This is a genomic window from Flavobacteriales bacterium (assembly GCA_016704485.1).
Taxonomy (GTDB): Bacteria; Bacteroidota; Bacteroidia; order Flavobacteriales_F; family PHOS-HE28; genus PHOS-HE28.
On the sequence record JADJAA010000003.1, the window covers coordinates 19,563 to 42,539 of the forward strand.

Sequence of the window (22,977 nt, forward strand, 5' to 3'; positions counted from 1 at the left end):
GAGCTAATCGTTTCCAATTTTTTCTTTCGTTGTTATTCGGTCCAGAACAGAGATCAAGGCCTTTTCTCCGTGCGCCACCGTTTCAGAACCTTTCTGAAATCCGGCGCGCACAAAAGCGTTGACCGATGCCTGATTCGAGGGCCGTATCAAGGCTTCAATGACCTCTACACTATGCGTACCAAAAAGTTTTTTACATCCCATTCGAATAACCTTGGTTCCGGTTCCATTCCCCCTGCTGGAAGGGGCCAAGGCGATAGAGATCCGAGCAATGTTCCTTTCAACCGCAAAACGTACGTTACCTACGATACGCTCGTCATCCGCCACTAACACGTAGATCACTGCGCCATTGTTGCTCAGCTGATCATTGTACCATTTCAAGTGTTCATCCCATGGGATTGGATCTGACAAGAATGACATTGAGCGCACCAAAGCGTCATTGGCGATCAGCCATACTGCCTTTGCATCTTCACGTTTAGCTGACCTAAGTTCAAGTATGGAATTGTTCATTGAGCTTAGTTCCCGATGCTTTCAAATGCGGATATAACTCGCTCAACTCCATTACCGTCACAGACCTTCAGAGCGGCACTGGACATGACGGCACGTTTTGCCCGATCCATAAGCAATGTCTTCATTATGCGCTGTAAGGTAAGTCCAGCAACCTCGTTGGATAGATCGACTACGTATGCTGCACCTGCATGCTCCAATGCGTTCGCGATCTTTCGCTGATTCTCTGCCAACACCATTAAAACGGTCGGCAATCCTAAACAACACCGTTCCCAGGGGATGTACTTCCCGCAGCCCCTATGCCAATATCCGATTGCGCCATTCTTTCCGCCATATTGTTAACGTTCACGTCTACGACCGTGGGCCATGGCATATCTTTCGCAACCGCACGTACATGATCGATCCATGGCGCCGTTTTACCCATTACAACCGAGATCTCCGAATTTTCGGGTAGCTCGGTTTTCTTTAATTCCTTTAAGATCCAACTCGTAACATTAACCTTATCAACGCCACCCATGGTGATCAGGATCCGATCGGATGTACGCTGCGATCGCTTACTGCCGATCTTACTACGAACCTCGCCGAATACGGGTGCTAGTAACGCATATTCCGGACCTAAAAGCGTTCGGCAAGATGCAGGGGTCAATTCGTCATAATCAGGAACGGTCGTACCCAAGTTCTGGTCAAGCAATAATTCACAATCATGTGCTCTATTGGCCAGATCATCTATGACCATGATCTTATCTACGAATGGACGCAATTCCAATTCCCATGCAGCATCAACACCGTAATGGTCTACTATGAGCCAATTGATAGTTGTGTTCTTTAATAGGGCGATGGTTTCTGCTGTGTCCGTGGCTTTGGCCGCCCCCAACCACTTTTCGTAAATGGGTAGATCTACTGTGATCTGCATGGCCGGAAGTGAGATCACGGTATGCCCACGTTCCTGTATTACTGAGATCAAATTTCCAGTATGCTCGCGGCAAACGAATGTACACGATGCTCCTTTCAAGGCCAACCGATCCGCGAGTACAAGACAACGCATAACATGGCCACTACCTATCTCTATGGATGCGTCTGCTCTGAAAAAAATGTTCATACCTAGTGGAATCTTTCCCTTCGTCTGATCAGATCATGACGAATGGATCTGGATACTTTCATTCTGTGAACAATAGCGCGTGTTTCATTTCCGCGATCGACCAGTCTTCTTCGGTGTCTATGTCCTGGACCTCCGTATTCGGTAAAATGATAGAGGCAGTGCGAGCGCCTAGTAAGGTGTTTTCATCCAGAAGTGCTTTGGTACGGAAACAGTACCACTGGCCTGCATCATGATAGGCGGCCGGAAGATCTTGTGATCGCATATTGCGGTGTTCCGGCCAATTGAATTTGGTTTGACCATCAGACTCGCGCTGCAACGAACGCCAGATGGGGAAAGAAAATTGAGTTACCGGGAGCACGAAATCAATTTCCGGCCTACCTAACATTTCCAAGCCCATACGCAGCGATTTTGCTGTAACGAATGGCGCAGTTGGATAAATACAACAGCCAGTATCAAAGATCTTCCCTTGTGTACGATAGGCATTTATTACTTCAATAAGAACCGCCGCAGTGGTGGCATGATCATCCGCATTTCTTGTGGAACGGAAAAACGGAACAGATGCGCCGTATTTGCGCGCAACTTCGGCAGTTTCCAAGATCATCAGTGCTCACCATGACCTCATCAAATGAATTACTTTCCATCGCAGCCGCAATGGACCAAGCCAAAATAGGTTTACCTCTGAAACTTCTTACATTTTTGCGTGGGATGCGCTTGCTACCACCTCGTGCGGGTATTATGGCAACTGTCATCCACGCATCAAGTTGTGCCGAGGAGCGTAGAAAGCGTACTTATTACACGTTCCTGATCGTTTTCGCTCAGCCCCGAGTACATCGGTAAACTCATAGCCTCAGCGTAATAATTTTCGGCCTCGGGTAGGTATCCGCGCTTAAATCCTAACGTAGCGTAGTATGGCTGCAAATGCACCGGTATGTAATGCAGGTTTACTAGGATCCCTGCGCTCCTCAAGCCATCAAAAAGTGCCTTGTGCCCTATAGGTGATCGTTCCAGATCCAAGCGAATAATGTACAAGTGGAACGCTGAATAAGTATCTGCATGTTGCCATGGCGTGCGGATAGGCAGTTCTTTGAAAGCCTCGTTGTACCGCACATTGATTTCATGTCTGCGTTCAACGAAACCATCTATGCGCTGCAACTGGCTTTTGCCTAGCGCCGCTTGCAGGTCGGTTATCCTATAGTTGTACCCTAGTTCAATTTGCTGGTAATACCACGCTCCATCCGATGCATGGGTCATTTCTTTCGGATCGCGGGTTATGCCATGTGAGCGCAAACGGGCCATGCTCGCAGCAAGCACAGGGTCATTCGTAAGACCCATGCCCCCTTCTCCAGTTGTAATGATCTTAACTGGATGAAAACTCAGTACTGTTATATCGCTGTATGCGCAACATCCGATCTTCTTTGATCGATACTGCCCTCCTATGGCATGCGATGCATCTTCGATCACCTTGAAGCCATACTTGGTCGCCAATGAATTGATCGCAACCATATCACAAGACTGGCCGGCCAGATGCACAGGAATTACAACTTTGGGTAAACAGCCCTTGCGTTCAGCTTCTGCCAGTTTTTCCATAAGCCGGTCAACGCTCATATTGTATGTTACGGGATCGATATCCACGAAATCGACATCCGCTCCACAATACAGAGCGCAATTGGCGGAAGCAACAAAAGTGACAGGACTCGTCCAGACCATATCGCCTTTACCAACACCTAGTGAAAGACATGCAATGTGTAAAACACTTGTGGCACTATTCATGGCCACGGCGTGGTTGGCTCCACAATAATTCGCCACGGCCTCTTCAAATGCCGGTATGGACGGGCCTTGGGTAAGGTAATCGCCTTGAAGCACATCAACCACTGCTTTAATATCTTCTTCGGATATATCCTGCCGACCATAAGGAATTTGTGCTTTGCTCATGAATGCCCAGTTGTGATCCAAGGTGATAGTGCTCCGTTCAAACGCTGGCCGCAGGTGCTTTCTTGTGATCGAAATTCGGATCGACTTGTTCGCGGATCAATTTGCGTAGATCATCTACACCGAGCCACTCCGGATTATCTCCGCTGGAATAACAGAAGCCCATTGGAACCGCTTTGCCACCGTGGTGCTTAATGTAACGATCCAAATTCGCTGCTGGTGTTAGCCCATCCTTCGTTGGAACAATGATATAATACCTATCCGTACCGATCGTGTTCTGGCTATCTGAATGCGTGATCATTTCCTCATGCAATTTTTCACCAGGACGTATGCCAACGATCGGGGCTTTGCACTCCGGACCGATCGCTTCAACGAGATCCGTAATTCTGAAAGATGGGATCTTAGGAACGAAGATCTCTCCGCCCATTGCATGATCCATGGCATGGAAGACCATATCAACTCCTTGATCCAACGAGATATTGAAGCGGGTCATATTAGGATCTGTAATAGGCAATACTCCGGTGCTGCGACGATCCAAGAAGAATGGCACAACGGAACCGCGCGATCCCATCACATTACCATAACGCACTACGGAAAATTTGATGTCGTGTTTGCCCTTGATGTTGTTGGCAGCAATGAACAATTTATCGCTGCAAAGCTTGGTGGCACCATACAGATTGATGGGAGCCGCAGCCTTGTCCGTGCTTAGCGCAACTACGTTTTTTACGCCTGCAGCAATAGCCGCGTCAATAACATTCTGCGCGCCTAATACGTTGGTCTTGATGGCTTCGAACGGGTTGTATTCCGCTGCCGGAACCTGCTTCAATGCTGCTGCATGTACAACAACATCGATACCCTCCATCGCCTGTCTGAGCCGAGAAGCATCGCGCACATCACCGAGGAAGAACCGTATGCTAGGATACTTTGAATGTGGGTAATCCTGGGCCATCTCGAACTGCTTGAGCTCATCGCGAGAATAGATCACCACCCTTTCAACATTCGGGTATTTCTTGTATACGGCTTTAACGAATCGTTTACCGAAGGAGCCGGTGCCACCGGTTATGAAAATTGAGCGCATGTAGTTCTAGTATTGATATTCCCCGATGCTTGACCGGTGATGAATTGTAAAGTTCGTTCTTTTACTCTTAACCCCGTTCCGTTCTCTCGCTGTACGGAGTAAGCGGGGTGATGGTGAATTTGGTTGCGTCCGGAAGATAAGGTATGTCCGTTACCGGCTTATGGTTGCTTTTCACTGTAAACTCTCCTCCCCGCATTATGTAGACCTTCGCCTCTATGGAACCGACCTCTCCTACCCATAGGTTCCATCGGTAGCGACCATCGTGCAAAAGAAGTGGATCGATCTGGAACCGCAATACGGACCTACCTGTTGGCAATACTATTCGATGACCACTTCGTGTGGAATGCCAATTCATTACCGACTGTTCATTGGCATTTGTTACCGTGAACGAGATCAGTGCATTATCAATGGGTGCATCCAATTCGGTCTCTAGTTCCACTTGTAGGGTACCACCGTAGGTTATCGTATCTTCAACCAATGACAGTTTGGCCGCATTCACTGGTGGGTACGTATTAAAAACACGCTCACTTTCGGAAATGCCTTGGTAATCCGCATTATCATTATTGTATGCCGCTATTCCGTCATTGATATTAGGAAAGTACTCCATTCTTCCCTTACGCATCATACCTACGGAACTGGCCACCGCACCGATCTGGCTCATACTATGAGATACAAGTATTACGGCACAATTCTTCATGATACCATTTATCCGGCGATAGCATTTGTGTCGGAATGCTGCATCACCCACGGCCAGTACTTCATCCAAGATAAGTACATCGGGCTCCAAAGCCGTTGCTACAGCGAACCCTAATCGAACACTCATACCAGATGAGTAAGACTGGACCGGCATGTCTATGAATTCGGCCAACTCGGAGAAATCGATGATTTCATCCAAACGGGCATTGATCTCTGAATGACTAAGGCCAAGTACAGAGCCGTTGATAAAGATGTTCTCTCGACCGGTAAGTATGGGGTTGAAGCCAGCACCCAAGGCGATCAAAGCTCCTACTCTACCCCTCATTTCTATTTGCCCATGATCAGGTTTTATCAAACCATTCAACATGCGCAACAAAGTGGTCTTGCCTGCACCGTTCTTTCCAATAAGCCCTAAGCATTCGCCGCGTTTCAACTCAAAGCCAACATCTTGTACTGCCCAAAATTCCTTGTCGCGTAATTGCGTTGTGCGCGGCCTACCGATCAATTCATTCCCGATATCGCGCATGCCATAGCGCAATGATGTTCGTAAGTCCTTACAGAACTTCTTCGATACACCTTCTACGCTTACTAATACTTCGTTCTCCATGGATCAAGTACTCATTCGCTCTACCATGACCGGCATTGTAATGCGGTACAATATCCAACCAACTAGGAGGACCACCACGGATGCACCGGATACAAGCAAAAATTGCATGAGCATGGGCGACTCGCTACCAGTGAGCCAAGCTCTTCCAGTAAGTATGAGCGAGGTAGCAGGATTCCATTGGAAAATGCTCAACAACTTCCCTTCTTCGGGCATAGCAAATACAACGGGCGAAAGATAGATCGCGAACTGTGCAACAAGGGGTATGGCCCGCCCAACGTCTGAATAGATCATACCCAACGGGGCTAATATCAAGCCAAGGGACAAGCCCGCGACGATCAACACGAGCATAGCCAAAGGCACAAGTGCCAAATGCCAGTCAGGAACCACACCCAGAAGAAATATTGCAGGGATCAATATCAAAAACTTAGTACCTGCACTCGACAGCAATTTAATAGCGCCGGAAATGATCACCGCCTCGCGTGGAAAATTCAACTTGGTGAGCATGGACTTTGCCGCCGTTGTTTGGACCAATGGACTTTGGATGGATTCTACCAACAGTTGCCAAAGCATAGTTCCTGTAAAAACGTAGACGGGGTAAGGAATTCCCGTATCTGCAACGCGCACCACTCCACTGGAATTGAGAAAGATCCAAGCGACCGTGGTGGCCAATGGGGTGATGAATGCCCACAAAAGACCAAGATAGCTTTGCCGGTACTGAGCTTTTATATCGCGAATGGCCAAACGCCAAGCCAACCCCCATGATGCACGAAAATCTTGGATCATTCCTTTATACAACACGCTCGGGTTGCGCATTGCTGACCTCGGGGAGTAGGTCGTAATGGAAAGGTTACTGCGGCTAGGCCTTTCAGAATGATCGTAGGTGCGATCGGTCATTGTTTATAGTACTAGCTTTCCAATTGTTGTTCATTTGTTATTGACCGAGTGTAATTCAGAAATAACCCACTGGAGCGCAATGTTAAGAACATGAGTATGTGCAAATGGTTTACATACTTATTTGCTTCCGCATAACACGTATTACCCTTACCAACTGGTTCTCTTTCGTCACTTATGCCCGCGTATCTGGTCCTTCATTTTTGGATTTTGAAGCATTAGAACCTCTATTCCTCTTTCCGTACCCATAACCGTAGCCATATCCATACGCATACCGATAGCCGTAGCCGTAGTTGGTATTGTAGTAGTACTTGCTCTTCTTCATCCGAACACCGTTCAGGATGAACCCACTGTTCTTTCCGCCACTGGTAGTCAATACTTCCATGGCATTGTTGACGTGGTCCTTGTTCGCGAAGCGTGTATTCAGCACGAACAACGTAGCGTCCATGTAGCGCATCATCAGTACCGCATCGGTTATGAGACCGACCGGTGGCGTATCCACCATTATGTAGTCATAAATTTCTTTGGCTTCGGTGAATAGCTTTTCAAGTTCATTGCTCAACACAAGCTCCGATGCATTCGGTGGGGTAGGTCCCGCAAGAAGCACATCGAAATTCTCGAACTGGGTAGGCATGATGGCGTCCTTCCAAGGCAACTTACCTATAAGAACGTTGCTGAGACCCGCTTGACTGGTCATGCCTAAGCTGAAACCTACTTTGGGTTTGTGCAGGTCAAGTTCAAGGAGCAACACCTTCTTTCCTGCCTTGGCAAGGATGGCACTCAGGTTCACGGAACAGAAGGTCTTGCCTTCATTCGGTCGGTAACTGGTAACCATTACCAGTTTCCCTTTGCCACTTTCCACCGGTACGTATTCCAAATTGGTCCGCACTGTCCTGAAGGACTCCGTAATGGCGGCTTTAGGGTCGGTATCCACCACGACATAATTCTCTTCCGCTTTCTCACTTGCAATGATCTCACCGTAGATGGGCAGCGGTGTCAACTCCTTCAACTGTTCCGCATTCTCGATCCGGTTGTAGAACATGATGCGGATGAAAACGACGATCAAAGCAACGAGAACACCACCAAGCATGAAGGTGTAAAAGATCCGGAGCTTATCCGGCCGTACCACACCCAGTGATCTGGATGCTTCGATCACCTTCGTTCCGGGGACAATACCTGCACGGGCAATTATGGTACTTGCCCTTTTCTCCAATAAGAACAAGTACATCTTCTCATTGACCTGCAAACGCCTTTCGATATTCAACACATCCCGTTGGCTTTTGGGCAATGCCCGTATCATACCCTCGTAATCATTCGATTGCTTTTGAACGTCATTGATCCTGGAGCGGATGGCGTCGCGGGAATTGTCCAAGTAGGTCAACAGATTCAACCGATTCAACTGCATGGTGGAATCAAAGAGCTGTATTACCGCATTTGAGCCCGTTGCGCTATACATCATTTCATTCCGTTCCATCTGCATGGCATACAACTCACTCAATGATTGTCTCAGGAATTCATCGTTCGCAATGAACACAGCAGGAGGGAGGAGGCGTTCATCCTTGCTATTGAGAATATAATCCTCCAACGCATCCATGGCACCGATCTGCAGTTCCCATTTACGACGCTGCTGATCGTAGTCCACCATTTCTTGGAAATACAAACTCTCCTCTCTCCCAAGATCCAAGATCTGCTTGTTCTCTTTATAGGTCTGCAATTCATCCTCATGGCTCTCAAGGATCGTGCTCACTTCGCTCAGTTGTTTATCGATGTAACGCACTGTGTTCTCATTGATCTCGACCTCACTTTTCAAAGTATAATCAATGTACACCTTGGACAACGTATCCAAGAACTGCTTTGCCCGGACATCAACCTCATCTTCAACCGCAACTTGTAAGATGGTGGTAAAGTCGTGGTTCACGACCAGCATCCTACTGATGAACTTAGCGACCATCGCGGATCGATCATAGCGAATGAATTGATAATCGGTCTGGGAATAGGTTGATAGGGTGCTATCCAATAGGTAGGGGGATTTCTGCACGGTGAGGATGAAGTCCGTAGTACGCTCTTCTTTGTCGAATTCGAATTCCTTGGTCACAATGACGCCATCCCGATCATAACTCAATGAATACCTCTTCGTATCCACTATCCGCAGCTCGAAGGGTTTTCCGAAAAGTTTCGGTGCAAGGCCGTTTATCCTAACGGTGAATGGTAACGTTCCATGAACCTGCGACGTCTTGAAACGACCAACGATGAAGTACGAAACATCAAAATCCAATTTATCCAATGTGGCATCTACAAGATCATAGGAAGTAAGAACGCGGCGCTGATTGACAATGTCACCATATACACCCGTATACCCTAAACTCTTGTAAACCGTTGATTGATAATCATACACCTCACGGTCCTTCAGAAGGATCTGCGTGGTTGCCCCATAGATATTGGGCAGTTTGTAACTGTACAAGTAGGACAATACGGATGCGAGCACAATTGCAACAGCCACGAAATACCAATTCTTGGAGGCAACGCGGATGAAATAGCGCAGATCCTTCGCATCGATGATACTGCCTCGTTGTTGTGGTCTTTGTGCTGACATCCTATCTCTTCCGAAGCCTGTTTGGTACAGTGGTCTTCTAGAAATTGAACCTGTTACAGGAAAAGATCGGCAAATATACACGGTAGCACGCGTGTACTCGACCTAGATACTGATAAGACCTACTCTTCCATTTTTCAATTCTACTTACTGGCTGGTCTTCAATAAATTATGAACTTCATCGAAATCCGTCATTACTTGCATTTAAGAAGAGTGACGTGTTCAGCATCTCTTCATGAAACAATGAATTCTGTTACAACCTCTTGGCATCCATTTTTATCAGGGCTGTTCATAAGTATCGTTAGCTCTTCCATAGTCACTGGATTTATATCTCAGGAATACGTACTTTTGGCACCCGCTCTGATATTGTCCATGAAACACACATTACGCCTATCATTAGTTCTTGCCTTGGTAACCTTCGCGTTCGCGTCGGGTGCTTGGGCACAGCCGATCGGTGGTCCTCCTCCTTGTTGGCCACCGCCTTGTATTCCGATCGATGGTGGACTTAGTGCACTTATTGCCGCTGGTGCATTATTGGGAGGTAAAAAAGCGCTTGAGCTTCGTAAGTCCCGCAACAAGGTTAGTTAATGTCCACACCTGTATCCGGGCCATTGGTGTCAGGAACGGTGTTCAAGGACCCCATTATTCGTTTTCTGGGTGTTGCTGTGCTGCTCTATTTGGGCTGGTACGTTTTCTATGAGTTTTTTCTGCACCCTGCTGGTTGGTTCGATGCTGCCCTGATCGATAGCTTGATCCATCTGTCCGGCTCAGGACTGGTGCTACTTGGGTATGAACTTATTCCCGAACCCATCAATGCTGAGAATATCAGAACGATCGGTGTTCAGGGCGGTCATCTGCTCTGGATCGGTGATGCCTGCAATGGGGCCGGTCTATTCGCCGTCTTCCTCATCTTCTTGGTCGCCTACCCTGGGCCTTGGAAACATAAACTGTGGTTCGGAGCATTGGGCCTGGTAATTATTCACCTGATCAACGTGTTGCGCATTATGGCATTGTCCATTATCGTTACCATCAACTATGAACTTCTGAATTTCAATCACGACTATACCTTCTATGTGGTCGTTTACGGTTGTGTTTTCATCCTGTGGTACGTTTGGGTAAAACGTTTCGCACCGCTTAGCGAACTAAAGGCCAAGTGACCGATCGGTGATAATGGCCGGACGAAGGTTCATCATATTCAGCATACTGGTCTGTGGGATCCTGCTTGGTGCAGCGCGTGAGTTCATGTTCCTGAATTTGAACTACCAGATCGATTTCGTCGCGAACAACAGAGCAGACAATTATGCACATTCCTTGTTCCAGGGCTGGGTCGTTGGGGCAAAGTTGTCCACGCTTATTTTTCTGAAGTGGGGACTGGCTTTCGCTTTTGCGGGTTCCATGTGCATCTTAAGCATCCTCCTACTCCATCAATTGTTCGGTGATCACCGCTATGCAAAATTCACGGTTATCGGATTCATACTATGTGGAGTAGTAGCCACTATCTTTCATTTCCTATCATTAAAGGTCCCGGCGTTCGAAGGCGTTTCCATAAAACTGCTTCACCTGATCCAATACCCCGTTCTCCTTTTCTTTGTTTGGGCTGGTGCCGGATTGGTAAAACCCGGGATCTTCCGGTAAAAACCCCAAGAAATGGGGGGGGGGCTCCCCCCCCCATTTGGGGCCCCTGTTGGGGGGGGGCGGGGTTCCCCCCCTTTTTTTTTAGGTTAAGTTTTTCTTCCCCTCCCGGGGGAGGGGGGGGGGGCGGGGGGGGGAGGGGAGGGGGGGGGGAAAAAGGGAAGGGGAGGCCGCCCCGGGTTGTTTTGGGTGTTTTTTGGTGGCCATCCCCCTAACTTTCCTTCCCCTACTAACCGTTCATTTTTTCCCATTCCCCCAGCCCCGGGGTGCGGTTTTTTTAAAAAAAAAAAATGCCATAAGGTGCAGGTACAGTGGTCTGCAAGTTGGCACAGGTCCTAAAAAGGAGCCTTTCCTTTCAACAAGCCTCGGCTACGCCAGTTTTGCTTTTCAAGAGGCATGTTCGAACTTGCATATTCGGAAATGCGCACTGCAAGTTTCCTTGGCGCTGATGGTGATAAGCTCCAGAACCTTGCAAAAAAGATCGAACATTCTCTTACGCCATTGGAAGAGATCGAGCATAATCAATATTACCGATTACAGTTGGCTAATGCCATATCCGAACAAGGGGGTCTTTCAGTGCTGGATGTGGGTGGTGGATCAGGGCACCTCTCGCGTTTCATTCCTAATAATCCATATTGTTTGGCAGAGCCTGAAGTAAACGGAATCTCCGGCGAACATCTTCCTTTTGAGGACCGTTCATTTGACCTCGTAGTTTCGTGTCATGTTCTTGAACATATTCCAGCTGCAGGCCGTGATGCGTTCTTGTACAGTTTAATGAGCAAAGCGAAAAAGGCGCTGATCAATCCATTTCATTCCAAGGAGTCTAGTGAACGATTGCGGTTATTGTCAAAGAGTGGAAAACGTATGGGCACAGGAACTCTGGAATGTGAAATGCCTAGAACGGAAGACGTTCTCGACTATGCAAAAAGGCGTGGACTTTCATGTAAAATGACGCCTAACGCCAATATTTCAACAACCTTTGCATTTATTTGGGGCGGCGTAAGGAAATCCTTGATAAATGGCATCGATTCAATCGATTCGTCAATACTAAAATGATGCACATGATGGATAGTGAAGCATTTCCTACGGCTTACTTAACTGTTCTGGAACGGAAATAGAACGCACACGGTTATCCCCAATTAATTTGACAGTGGAGCGTAGACGCTGTTGTACTTTTTTGCCAACATTTAGTCCCAATTACAATGTAACGGCCAAGGACAACCAATACGGCCTAACCTTTACATTTGAGGCTGGACAACTCGGTCATAATTCCAACTTAATTTTCACTAGTACTTCCACTATGCAACGCGACTCTGCAATATTTGAACTGATCGAACAGGAAAAATGGCGTCAAACGAAAGGACTTGAACTTATTGCCAGTGAGAATTATGTAAGCCAGCAGGTCATGGATGCCATGGGTTCCGTGTTGACCAATAAGTACGCCGAAGGACTTCCCGGAAAGCGGTATTACGGTGGTTGCGAGATAGTTGACAAGGTGGAGGAGCTTGCGATCGAGCGTGTAAAGAAACTTTTCGGTGCTGTTTGGGCCAACGTTCAACCCCACAGCGGTGCACAGGCAAATGCCGCTGTAATGCTAGGTTGCTTGGAACCCGGTGATACCATTCTTGGTTTCGACCTTAGCCATGGCGGACACCTTACGCATGGTAGTCCTGTGAATTTCAGCGGGAAGCTTTACAAAGCCACTTTCTATGGAGTGGAAAGGGAGACCGGAACCGTGAATATGGATACCGTGGCAGAAATAGCACGCCGCGAAAGACCCAAGTTGTTGATCTGTGGTGCTAGTGCATACAGCAGGGATTGGGACTATGCGCGGTTCAGAGCAATTGCCGATGAGGTTGGCGCGCTGCTTCTTGCTGATGTGAGCCACCCTGCTGGATTGATCGCCACGAAGTTGCTGAACGACCCGTTGCCGCATTGTCACATTGTTACCACCACTACCCACAAGACGTTGCGCGGCCCACGAGGTGGGTTGATCATGATGGGCAAGAATTTCGATGACCCAAGGGGGCGTAAAACACCGAAAGGGGATATACGATCCATGGTATCCATACTGGACGGAGCAGTTTTCCCCGGCACGCAAGGCGGTCCATTGGAACACGTGATCGCGGCTAAGGCAGTGGCGTTCTTAGAAGCGTTGGATCCATCATTCATCACCTACCAGAAACAAGTGCTCGCCAACGCCAAGGTGATGGCTGAGTCTTTCATGACCTTGGGCTATGATGTAATAAGTGGTGGAACTGACAATCACTGCATGTTAGTGGACCTAAGGAACAAGAACATTACAGGCAAAGAAGCTGAACGTGTGTTAGGCCTTGTGGATATCACCGTTAACAAGAACATGGTGCCATTTGATACACAAAGTCCGTTCGTGACAAGTGGAATACGGATCGGCACTCCAGCGATTACGACACGGGGACTGAAGTCATCGGAATGCGCTCGGATCGTAGAACTTATTGATGCAACCATAGAGAAACGCGATGACACAGCAGAACTTGATCGTATACGGGTCCAAGTTGGTGATATGATGAGCTTGTTGCCACTTTACAGCTAAGTATTGATACAATTTTACTGATCGTTTAATTAAGGATGCTGTTGACCCGGTGTCCTATCAACGTGAGATCCGCATCTAAATTCTTCTCAATTCGTTACGATCATAAACTCTTACTGATCGCATTTCTGCTTGCCGTACTACCCCGAAACACGAGTGCCACAACGCCTTCGCACCCGGCCTCTAAAGGATCCTTCTTCGTGTACTGGGGATACAATCGTTCCATGTACAGTTGGAGCGATATTCACTTTGATGGGAGCAACTATGACTTCACGTTACGGCATGTGCAAGCAAGTGACCGGCAGGTACCCTTCAGCGTGAAGGAATACTTCAACCCCAAGAATATCTGGATACCACAATACAATTACCGGATCGGCTATTTCCTGAAGGACCGCTGGGCAATTTCACTAGGGCTGGACCATATGAAGTACGTGGTGGACCAAGGACAGACTGTTCGAATGGATGGTTCAGTGAGCCCAGATCGTTCAGCGCGTTATGGCTCTGACGTAGGACTATCCCGCGATGTTGTGATCGAACCTGAACTGTTGACGTATGAGCATTCGGACGGATTGAATTTGCTCAGTGTGGACCTGGACCATTATGATCTGCTCTGGATGAGCAAGAACGAGCGTTACTACCTGCGTGCTTATGAGGGATTGCATGTTGGTCCGGTGATCCCAAGAACGGATGTGCGCTTATTCGGCGAGGGCATCAATAACCGGTTCAATATTGCCGGTTACGGGGTTGGGGCGCAGGTGGGGCTACACCTCACATTCCTGAAACACTTCTTTCTACGCAATACGCTGAAGGCAGGATGGATAGACCTGCCGAACGTGCTGACGACCGGTAAAAGCGAAGACCATGCGGGACAGCATTTCTGGTTCGTGCAACATGCTGTGGTCCTAGGAGGTCAGTTCCGGATATGGAGCAAACACGAGTAACCACCGTGTGCCGCAAACGGACTTGAACGAAAAAAGCCCTGCACATTGCTGTACAGGGCTTTTGAATAATGGTCGTTCAGAATTACTTCTTTGCGTGGCAATCCGCAGAGCACTTGTGCCCTTCTTCGCCACACGCGTATGCATGCGCTTCGCCTTTGCACGCCTCTGTGCACACATGTGCTTTCATTGCACCGTGGTCATGTCCTGCTTCTGCGTGTCCATGTCCATCACCTGCTTCTGCTTTAGCATGGTCGCACTTTGCGCTTTTTGACTTTCCTGCACAGCAAGAAGCAGCTTTTGCTTCGCCCTTCGTAGCCTCCTTCGCTTCACCTTTCACCGCCTCAGTTGCTTCAACAGCACCTTCCTTTACGGTTTCAGTAGCTTCAACAGCACTTTCTTTAACCGCATCGGCGGCCTGTTCGGTCTTTTCTGTCGCGTCTTTTACAGGCGTAGCAGGCTCAGTCTGAGCATTAGCAGCACCTAGGGATCCTAGCAACATAACGAGGGTCAAGAACTTCTTCATTTGGTTTGGGTTGGTTTAAGATCTGGGCAAACACAAATACAGTGCCAAGAAAGGCTAACTCGCTCCATTCACACTACTGTAGTAGATCTCCATAGATCCTAGCACACATGTTCTGGTTATGGATCGACAGAATTCACATTTCCATGGCGCATTCGACCCATAGAGGCTGTTCAATGTTTCATGATCCGGACCTGGTGCATTCTCCCGTTCTCCAATACCCGCGCTACATATGTACCGGATGCATAGGTCGAAATGTCGATGATATTCGCAGAAAAGGAGAACGAGAGCGACCGACCTAGCATATCGAACATCTGGATATTGGCAGCGCTAAGAGGAACGTTTGATCTTATGAGAACCGACCCTGAAGTCGGATTCGGATAAACGATCAGTTCGTCATTATTCAATTCGTCAACGCCTAAAGTGTTGCAATCAATAGCACCGTTCAAATAACCGGACCTGCTGGCAATGAACGACTTCAAGCCGAAGATCGTCCCTCCTCCTGGACCTCCACCCGTGGTGATATTACCCTCAATGTTCAGCGTGAATTGGGCCGTAGTGTATTGCTTGTTCGGGTCTGCCGCTACGTGATCCTGGATCAACGTCTTGAGCACATCGATCTTCGGATCCAGATAGCTACTGTTGAAATTCCCGAGAGCTGCGCAATACTGCACTTCGTAATCATGATAAAGCCCCCCGTTATTGAAGATCTTTGATAGATGTGGGCGACCTGAAGCCACATAATTCGGTGCCAAATCCAATAAATTTCCAACTCCTTGAGCGCCGTAAGAACCAAACGCCTCATTCCCATCCCACTTGATCCAATTCCATTTGAACGTTGTGCTGTCGTGGTAGAGGTAATAGTTGCGAGCGGAGTTGATGTAGCTATCCAGATTGCTGAACATATTGTCCAGTGCCAACGAACGCAACATCGGGTTCCACTCCCACTGCTGTGGATATTGCGACTGGAGGTCGGCCGCGTTGGAATTGTTCAGTAGATCCAACAAGGCGAGCAGATCACTCCAGTCGTTCTCGGTCTCGTTCGTTTTCAACTCGTATTTCGCCGAATAATTGTTCTGATCAGTACCGTAATAGGCCATGTCGGCCGCATTACCGCTTCCACTAGGCCCTCCACCAAAATTATCTCCCGCCTTGAACAAATTGCCATTATTATCATCCACCCAACGGTCCAGGAAATTCTTGTCCACGGGTTCAACCATGTCATAGAATCCCCAGAAGGTTCCGTTCATGGATACGTTGGCGTATGAAACACGTGGTGCGAGAACACCTTGTTCGCGTGCATAGTCGAAAAAGACCTTTTCACGCATGAAGGTCGGGTCCTTGAAGCAGTTGTTGAAGTGTGCCTTGGTCATACCATGGTATTTCTGGCCACTGATATTGTCATTGAAGTCGATCTTGAAACTCTTCTTATTTCCGGGATGCCCGTAGGTGCTATTCCCTTTTAGATCAACCTCAACGCTAGAATAGGTGTGGGATCCCGTAAGATCAGTGACGGTCACATCCGCCGTTAGTGTTTCGCCCACGTCGTTGGTGTAATGCGTGGTGAGGGTGTTCCAGAAATCGGGATCCGCGAACGTCAAATTCACTGTAACCACTTGGTCCACACTGAAAAGACTATCGCTGGGTGCGGTCTGGGCGGAAACACCAGCAGTGATAAGAACTGCCAAAGCAAAGTAAAAGATCGGATGGTTCGCATAGGTCATCAGAATGGTAAAGCAAATGTAAAAATCAGATCCAAGGATGGATAGGCTTGAACCCGGTGGTCGAAGTTATTGGACGACGACAACGCAGATATCCTTCGAACTACGATCTTCGCATCAATGTCCACCGCGAACTTATTTTCCGAATTCCCTTCGCTTGATGCAGCAGCTTGGGAAAAATTGATCCTGAAAGAACTGAAAGGCAAGGATCCAAGTACGATCGATGTGACCCTGCCCGACGGTAGTTCCATGCGCCCTTTTGCGACGCAGACCAACGGGGCTGTTGATGGATATCGACGTGGTGCCAAGCAACACGGCAACCCGTGGCGCATTGGCGTGGAGGCTGCTCTCGGAGATACAGATGCGAACGACCGGACCCTTGAAGCCTTGATGGGAGGTGCCGACCAGATCATAATTTCCGGTGATAACATCGATGCATTACCTGAATTGCTGAAGGATGTGCTACTGAACGGTGTAGATATTCAACGGATCCCGCACGAGGCGTTGCCATGGTTGCTCAAAGAAGCGGATCGGCAAAAGGTCGGTTTGAATGAACTGAGTCTTCTTATCTATTGTCCGTCTACGGAAATGGAAGCTTTGAACGCACGGTTGAAAGGTTGCCCAAATGTGCGTTTCGAAGAAGTGGATGATCTGCAACATGGCACCATAGCATCCAAGCGTGCCCTTGAACGTGGCAAGGAAAGCATGGAACGAATGCTTACCAATGGATTGTCAGTAGATGATGCGTGCGCCAGAATTCAATTCACACTACACCTCGGTGATGACCTGTTCAAGGAAGCTGCGCGCATCCGCGCCTTCCGCGAGGCTTGGGCCAATGTGGTTTCAACGTTCAGGCCGGAACATTCATGCTCGCACAACACATGGGTGCAGTGCGTGGTGCAATACCCGAAGGAAGTTGCTTCACCACATGAGAATTTGATCCGTGCAACACTGCAAGCGGTCAGTGCAATTGCCGGCGGTTGCGATGGTCTGTTGATCCCCGTTCCGGAATTACCCGAAGGGGATCTGCTGGCGCGAAGAGTTATTCGCAACATCCATCACTTGTTAAAGGATGAAGGATTTTTAGGTCGAGTAGCAGATCCGCTTGGAGGCAGCTATATCGTAGAAAAATTGACGGACGCTTTGCTTGACCAGAAAATCAGACGATCAGATGATCAGATCATCGGAAAATCAGAAAATGGCGGGAATGAAGACAGATCGCAGGCAATTCCAAACCGCGAAGAAATTCCGTTAAAACCTTTTTACACGGCACTCGATACCAAAGCGCTGGAGCACCTTCGTTTCGGTGCAGGTGCCCCACCCTATTTGCGTGGCCCGTATGCAAGTATGTACACGATCCGGCCATGGACGATCAGGCAGTATGCAGGTTTCAGCACGGCTGAAGCGAGTAACGCATTCTACCGCAGGAACCTTGCAGCAGGGCAAATGGGATTGAGCGTCGCCTTCGACCTGGCTACGCACCGCGGTTACGATAGCGATCACCCGCGCGTTACTGGTGATGTTGGTAAAGCAGGCGTGGCCATCAGCAGTGTGGAGGACATGAAGATCCTGTTCGACAGCATTCCACTGGATAAGATGAGCGTGAGCATGACCATGAACGGCGCGGTGTTGCCCATCATGGCCTTCTTCATTGTTGCGGCGGAAGAACAAGGCGTTGATCCAGCATTGTTGCAGGGCACGATCCAGAATGACATCCTGAAGGAATTCATGGTGCGCAATACGTACATCTATCCGCCCGCACCGAGCATGCGGATCGTTGGTGACATTTTCTCTTACTGCGCCAAGAAGATGCCAAAATTCAATAGCATCAGCATCAGCGGCTACCACATGCATGAAGCCGGTGCGCCTGCGGATCTGGAGCTCGCGTACACACTCGCTGACGGGATCGAGTATGTGCGCACGGGTATCGCGGCTGGCATGGAGGTGGATGAGTTCGCCGGTCGTCTAAGTTTCTTCTGGGGTATCGGAATGGACCTTTTCATGGAAGTCGCCAAAATGCGCGCGGCGCGCGTGTTGTGGGCAAAAATGTTGAAGGAGGTTGGTGCGAAGGATCTGAAAAGCATGGCGCTTCGCACGCATTGCCAAACCAGTGGCTGGAGCCTTACCGCCCAAGATCCTTACAACAACGTAGCTCGCACAACGGTCGAGGCCTTGGCTGCTGTGCTGGGTGGCACGCAAAGCCTGCACACGAATTCGTTGGATGAAGCCATTGCATTACCCACGGACTTCAGCGCGAAGATCGCACGCGACACGCAGATCTACTTACAGAAACAAAGTGGCATCACGCAGTACATGATCCACTCGGCGGAAGTTTTTATGTGGAAAGCCTAACCAACGAACTTGTACATAAAGCCTGGGCGCGGATCAAAGAGGTGGAAGAACTCGGCGGCATGTCGAAAGCGATAGAGACCGGACTGCCCAAAATGCGCATCGAAGAGGCTGCTGCAAAACGCCAAGCACGTATCGATACTGGTAAGGATCACATCATCGGTGTGAATGCTTTCGTGACGGACGATGAGACGAAGATGGAATTGTTGGAAGTGGACAATACGGCTGTGCGGGAGTCACAGATAGACCGCTTACGGATGATGAAGGACTTACGCGACGAAGGACATGTCGCAGCATCCTTGGCCGCATTGACGCGGGCAGCTAGCGAGGTGAATGGTGAACGTTCCATGGTAGATGGACAGTTACCTATCACCGAGCACCAGAACAATCTCCTCGAACTCGCGGTCACAGCCGCTAGACACCGAGCTACACTAGGAGAAATAAGCGATGCACTTGAACTAGTTTACGGTCGTTACCACGCCGTGCAACGAACCATTAGTGGTGTATATGCCGCAGGATCCATGGATGACCCAACAATGAAAGAGGCCATGAAAATGGCTGAAGAATTCGCAAAAGCAGAAGGCCGTCGCCCGCGCATTCTCGTCGCAAAAATGGGACAGGATGGCCACGACCGCGGCGCCAAAGTGATCGCCACCAGCTTCGCGGATATCGGCTTCGATGTGGACATTGGACCGCTCTTCCAAACACCACAGGAAGTAGCCAAACAAGCGATCGAGAACGATGTGCATGTGCTTGGAATCAGCAGCCTTGCTGGGGGCCACAAGACCTTGGTGCCTGAAGTGATCAAGGAATTACGCGAGAAATACGATCGCGGAGATATCCTTGTAGTGGCTGGCGGTGTGATCCCGCCGAACGATTATGCCTTTTTGAAAGAGGCAGGATGTTTTGATGTGTTCGGGCCTGGGACGAAGATTCCTGTGGCGGCGAAGGGGATCATTTCGAAATTAAATACAATGAACGATCCATCTAGCACCTTTTCCGTCGATCCTCGGGTTTGTGCCGAATAAATTCTGTTCAGGCCCAGATACCACAATCACCTGCGACCGCAACTGGGACTTACATCAGGCGCTACTGGATTCTATTGTCATGAACCGACGCTGGAACAATCGAGCTTTGCAAACCGGAACGAAGCCTTGCGGAGATTGAACGACGGGGCCGCACGTGGATCAAGCCGTTTCCTGGCCAATCGACACACGCACGGGATCTATGCTTCTATTCATAGAATTTTGAAAATCTAAGACGCTATCCGACTCCAATTCACGCTACGGCCACGGACTGACCCAATTGGTTTTCACGTCCGGAATGCGCCCAAACGGACCCAACGGTCGCTGCGCGCCTGAATTGGCTATTCAATATGTAACTACAAGCACACGCTGAAACGGGCGAACAGGTGGAACTATTTGGCAGGTGGCTATTCCGCATCGGGGCAATTCGCATTAGGGCAGGGACACTTGACCGAACTACGTCCATTCTGGAAAATCCTTGAATTCCGCCGACAGTTGCCCTGAACCTGGGCCGGAAGTGATTTCGTTGTTCCTAAACTCAAAGCGGAATTACATCGATTTGGAAGGACATACCCACCTGACATTCCAGTTACGCTTGCTTCCTTTAAACATCATAAAAGATCATTTTTAACATCAATGATGCTTATGAACATCTATTAAGGTGAACTAATTCGAATATGGATGCGTATATTTGTGGTATAAAAGCAACGTTATATTCCCAAATTGCCGTTTACGATGTCTACGAACAACATCAACTGGAAGATCCTGAAGGACGAAATGATCTTGGAACAGCTGGGCAAGGAGCTGCGCCGCATGCGTTTGGAACGCAACCTTAGCCAAGCCAAGGTTGCCGAACGGGCCGGTCTGGATCGCACAACCGTTGTAAAGCTGGAGGCCGGTCGTGCCGCTACGTTGCTCACCGTGGTGCAGGTACTTCGCGCTATTGGCAAATTGGAATTGCTAGATGCCTTCCATGAAGTGCCGCAGCCAACGCCATACATGTTGGTCGAAGCCCAAGCGGAGTACCTGAAGAAGCAGCGTAAAAGAGCCGGTCCGCAATCATCTGGTATCGTGCCACCCAAGCCTAAAAGCACATGGTAACGCATGCAGCCGTTCTACTTTGGGGCAAACCTGTCGGCCTGGTGATCTGGGATGATCGACTGCATAGCGCGCAATTCCAATACGACCGTGATTTCGCGAATGGCAACCTGAACGTGGCACCAGTGATGATGCCGCTTTCGAGAGCGCGGGGCGGCGACGAAGTATTCACTTTCGGCAACCTGCGCGATGAGACTTTTAAGGGTCTGCCAGGGCTGTTGGCTGATTGTCTGCCGGACCGTTTCGGGAACACCTTGCTGAACGCGTGGTTGCGCACACAGGACCGCGATCCCGGAACGGAAAACCCGGTGGAGCGCCTGTGCTACCTCGGGCATCGGGGCATGGGAGCGTTGGAGTTCGAGCCTTCGCACGGCGAGTTGGAAGCCAGCAGCGAGGCCTTGCAAGTGGATGAACTGGTGCGCGTGGCGCGCAATGTGACGGAACAGAAAGAAGCGTTCAAGACGACGCGCAAGAAGGGCGATCAGGAAGCACTGCTGGACATCATCCAAGTGGGCACTTCTGCAGGTGGCGCGCGGGCGAAGGCGATCGTGGCCTTCAATGCGAAGACGGGGGAGGTGCGGAGCGGGCAGATCGACGGTTTGAATGACTTTACCTATTGCCTGATCAAGTTCGATGGCGTGACGAACACATCGCTCGGCGACCCGAAAGGCTACGGCCGGATCGAATACGCTTACTACCTGATGGCTCGAGCTTGCGGGATCGAGATGATGCCGTGCCGTCTGCTGGAAGAGCATGGTCGTGCGCACTTCTTGACGCAACGTTTTGATCGCGTGGTTGACAAAGATGGCAAGACGCACCGGCTGCACATGGCAACCCTATGCGGCGTTGCGCACATGGATTTCAATGACCCGCTGGCCTACAGCTACGAGCAAGCCTTCGCCGTGATGCGTTTACTGAGCCTGCCCTACCCTGCTGCCGTGGAGTTCTTCCGCCGGATGTGCTTCAATGTGATCGCCCGAAACTGTGATGACCACACGAAGAACACCTCGTTCTTGATGGATCCGCAAGGCGATTGGCATTTGAGCCCAGCCTACGACATGACCTTCGCCTATGACCCGAAGAACCCTTGGCTGAAGCAACACCAGATGAGCATCAACGGCAAGCGACTGGACATCACACGCGAAGACCTGATGGTGGTGGCGAAGGACATGAACATCAAGAAGGCCGACTTGATCATTGATGAAGTGGTGGCTGGTGTGAAGACGTGGAAGAAATGTGCGAAGAAGGCGGAGGTGGACCCAAAGCAGGTAGCGGCAATCGGAAAGTTGCACCTGATCCGGATCTGACCCACCGTAGGATGGACACCACTTCCAATCCGCTGAAAGTACCTCGAGGCTCCCGCAGTGGTGGCTACCGCCCCATGGCCTGCCGTATGATCGGAGCCATACTCGTGTAGTAGTCTGCAATATCCTCCACCTGAAGTTGGCAGCATCCATCGTCCCGCCCAAGGGCAGTGGCACTTTGATCCCCAGGATCTCCGTCACCGTGAATTCAAGGTCCGGAAGTACACTTGGGTGGCCTTGTACAATCGGTCGTCCAGAAAAGTTGGCAGCACCTTGTTCTTGCGGAAGCCAATGACCAAGGCCATTGGTATAGAGGCAATGCTCACTTCCCCAATAACTCAATGTGATCGGATCCAGAATGCACATGGGTGCGACGCCGCCTTTCGTATCGAAATCCTCCAGGATCAGCAAGGCACCATATGCA

The 22,977-nt window shown here is 49.5% G+C and carries 18 protein-coding genes and 2 pseudogenes; 9 read left to right on the forward strand and 11 right to left on the reverse strand.

The window, feature by feature from the left end:
- Positions 1-3: 3 nt before the first annotated feature.
- From IPF95_17090 to IPF95_17130, 9 genes and pseudogenes are all read right to left on the reverse strand, one after another.
- A complete protein-coding gene (locus IPF95_17090) occupies positions 4-507 on the reverse strand; it encodes a GNAT family N-acetyltransferase (GenBank protein ID MBK6476399.1) in 504 nt (167 codons plus the stop codon).
- Between the two features lie 5 nt (positions 508-512).
- Positions 513-737 carry a hypothetical protein gene (locus IPF95_17095; protein ID MBK6476400.1) on the reverse strand — a complete coding sequence of 75 codons (225 nt, stop codon included), beginning with the start codon at positions 735-737 and terminating at the stop codon, positions 513-515.
- A 23-nt stretch (positions 738-760) separates the two neighbouring features.
- The gene (pseG, locus tag IPF95_17100) at positions 761-1,603 is read right to left on the reverse strand and encodes a UDP-2,4-diacetamido-2,4,6-trideoxy-beta-L-altropyranose hydrolase (GenBank protein ID MBK6476401.1); all 843 of its coding nucleotides are present in this window, start codon (positions 1,601-1,603) and stop codon (positions 761-763) included.
- Between the two features lie 58 nt (positions 1,604-1,661).
- Positions 1,662-2,352, reverse strand: a pseudogene (gene pseF / locus IPF95_17105) (pseudaminic acid cytidylyltransferase).
- Between the two features lie 7 nt (positions 2,353-2,359).
- Positions 2,360-3,535: a UDP-4-amino-4,6-dideoxy-N-acetyl-beta-L-altrosamine transaminase gene (pseC, locus tag IPF95_17110; protein MBK6476402.1), complete on the reverse strand. Its 1,176-nt coding sequence runs from the start codon at positions 3,533-3,535 to the stop codon at positions 2,360-2,362.
- A 37-nt stretch (positions 3,536-3,572) separates the two neighbouring features.
- A complete protein-coding gene (gene pseB / locus IPF95_17115; protein ID MBK6476403.1) occupies positions 3,573-4,610 on the reverse strand; it encodes a UDP-N-acetylglucosamine 4,6-dehydratase (inverting) in 1,038 nt (345 codons plus the stop codon).
- Positions 4,611-4,677: 67 nt separating this feature from the next.
- Positions 4,678-5,913 carry an ATP-binding cassette domain-containing protein gene (locus tag IPF95_17120; GenBank protein ID MBK6476404.1) on the reverse strand — a complete coding sequence of 412 codons (1,236 nt, stop codon included), beginning with the start codon at positions 5,911-5,913 and terminating at the stop codon, positions 4,678-4,680.
- Positions 5,914-5,916: 3 nt separating this feature from the next.
- Positions 5,917-6,807 (reverse strand): ABC transporter permease, encoded by an 891-nt coding sequence (locus IPF95_17125; GenBank protein ID MBK6476405.1) that lies wholly within the window; start codon positions 6,805-6,807, stop codon positions 5,917-5,919.
- A 172-nt stretch (positions 6,808-6,979) separates the two neighbouring features.
- A complete protein-coding gene (locus IPF95_17130) occupies positions 6,980-9,397 on the reverse strand; it encodes a polysaccharide biosynthesis tyrosine autokinase (protein MBK6476406.1) in 2,418 nt (805 codons plus the stop codon).
- 405 nt (positions 9,398-9,802) lie between these two features.
- Here IPF95_17130 and IPF95_17135 point away from each other — a divergent pair, with 405 nt between their 5' ends.
- The 6 genes from IPF95_17135 (at position 9,803) to IPF95_17160 (ending at position 14,536) form a co-directional block, all read left to right on the forward strand.
- Positions 9,803-9,982, forward strand: coding sequence for a hypothetical protein (locus tag IPF95_17135; protein MBK6476407.1), 180 nt, complete (start codon positions 9,803-9,805; stop codon positions 9,980-9,982).
- Positions 9,982-10,551 carry an archaeosortase/exosortase family protein gene (locus IPF95_17140; GenBank protein MBK6476408.1) on the forward strand — a complete coding sequence of 190 codons (570 nt, stop codon included), beginning with the start codon at positions 9,982-9,984 and terminating at the stop codon, positions 10,549-10,551. The genes IPF95_17135 and IPF95_17140 overlap by 1 nt, the downstream gene beginning before the upstream one ends.
- A gap of 13 nt (positions 10,552-10,564) precedes the next feature.
- Positions 10,565-11,029 carry a hypothetical protein gene (locus IPF95_17145; GenBank protein MBK6476409.1) on the forward strand — a complete coding sequence of 155 codons (465 nt, stop codon included), beginning with the start codon at positions 10,565-10,567 and terminating at the stop codon, positions 11,027-11,029.
- 417 nt (positions 11,030-11,446) lie between these two features.
- Positions 11,447-12,082 (forward strand): class I SAM-dependent methyltransferase, encoded by a 636-nt coding sequence (locus tag IPF95_17150; protein ID MBK6476410.1) that lies wholly within the window; start codon positions 11,447-11,449, stop codon positions 12,080-12,082.
- 244 nt (positions 12,083-12,326) lie between these two features.
- Complete coding sequence (locus IPF95_17155; protein MBK6476411.1) at positions 12,327-13,598, forward strand: serine hydroxymethyltransferase; 1,272 nt, start codon at positions 12,327-12,329, stop codon at positions 13,596-13,598.
- 62 nt (positions 13,599-13,660) lie between these two features.
- A complete protein-coding gene (locus IPF95_17160; protein MBK6476412.1) occupies positions 13,661-14,536 on the forward strand; it encodes a hypothetical protein in 876 nt (291 codons plus the stop codon).
- Between the two features lie 82 nt (positions 14,537-14,618).
- Here IPF95_17160 and IPF95_17165 read toward each other — a convergent pair whose 3' ends face one another.
- Both IPF95_17165 and IPF95_17170 read right to left on the reverse strand, forming a co-directional pair.
- On the reverse strand, positions 14,619-15,059 hold the full coding sequence (locus IPF95_17165) for a hypothetical protein (GenBank protein ID MBK6476413.1): 441 nt from the start codon (positions 15,057-15,059) through the stop codon (positions 14,619-14,621).
- Between the two features lie 170 nt (positions 15,060-15,229).
- A complete protein-coding gene (locus tag IPF95_17170; protein ID MBK6476414.1) occupies positions 15,230-16,780 on the reverse strand; it encodes a CotH kinase family protein in 1,551 nt (516 codons plus the stop codon).
- Positions 16,781-17,026: 246 nt separating this feature from the next.
- Here IPF95_17170 and scpA point away from each other — a divergent pair.
- From scpA to IPF95_17185, 3 genes and pseudogenes are all read left to right on the forward strand, one after another.
- Positions 17,027-20,154, forward strand: a pseudogene (gene scpA, locus IPF95_17175) (methylmalonyl-CoA mutase).
- Positions 20,155-20,886: 732 nt separating this feature from the next.
- Entirely contained in the window at positions 20,887-21,252 is a 366-nt protein-coding gene (locus tag IPF95_17180) for a helix-turn-helix domain-containing protein (GenBank protein MBK6476415.1), read from the forward strand.
- Positions 21,246-22,556, forward strand: coding sequence for a type II toxin-antitoxin system HipA family toxin (locus IPF95_17185; protein MBK6476416.1), 1,311 nt, complete (start codon positions 21,246-21,248; stop codon positions 22,554-22,556). Before IPF95_17180 ends, IPF95_17185 begins: the two co-directional genes overlap by 7 nt.
- Positions 22,557-22,977: the final 421 nt, after the last annotated feature.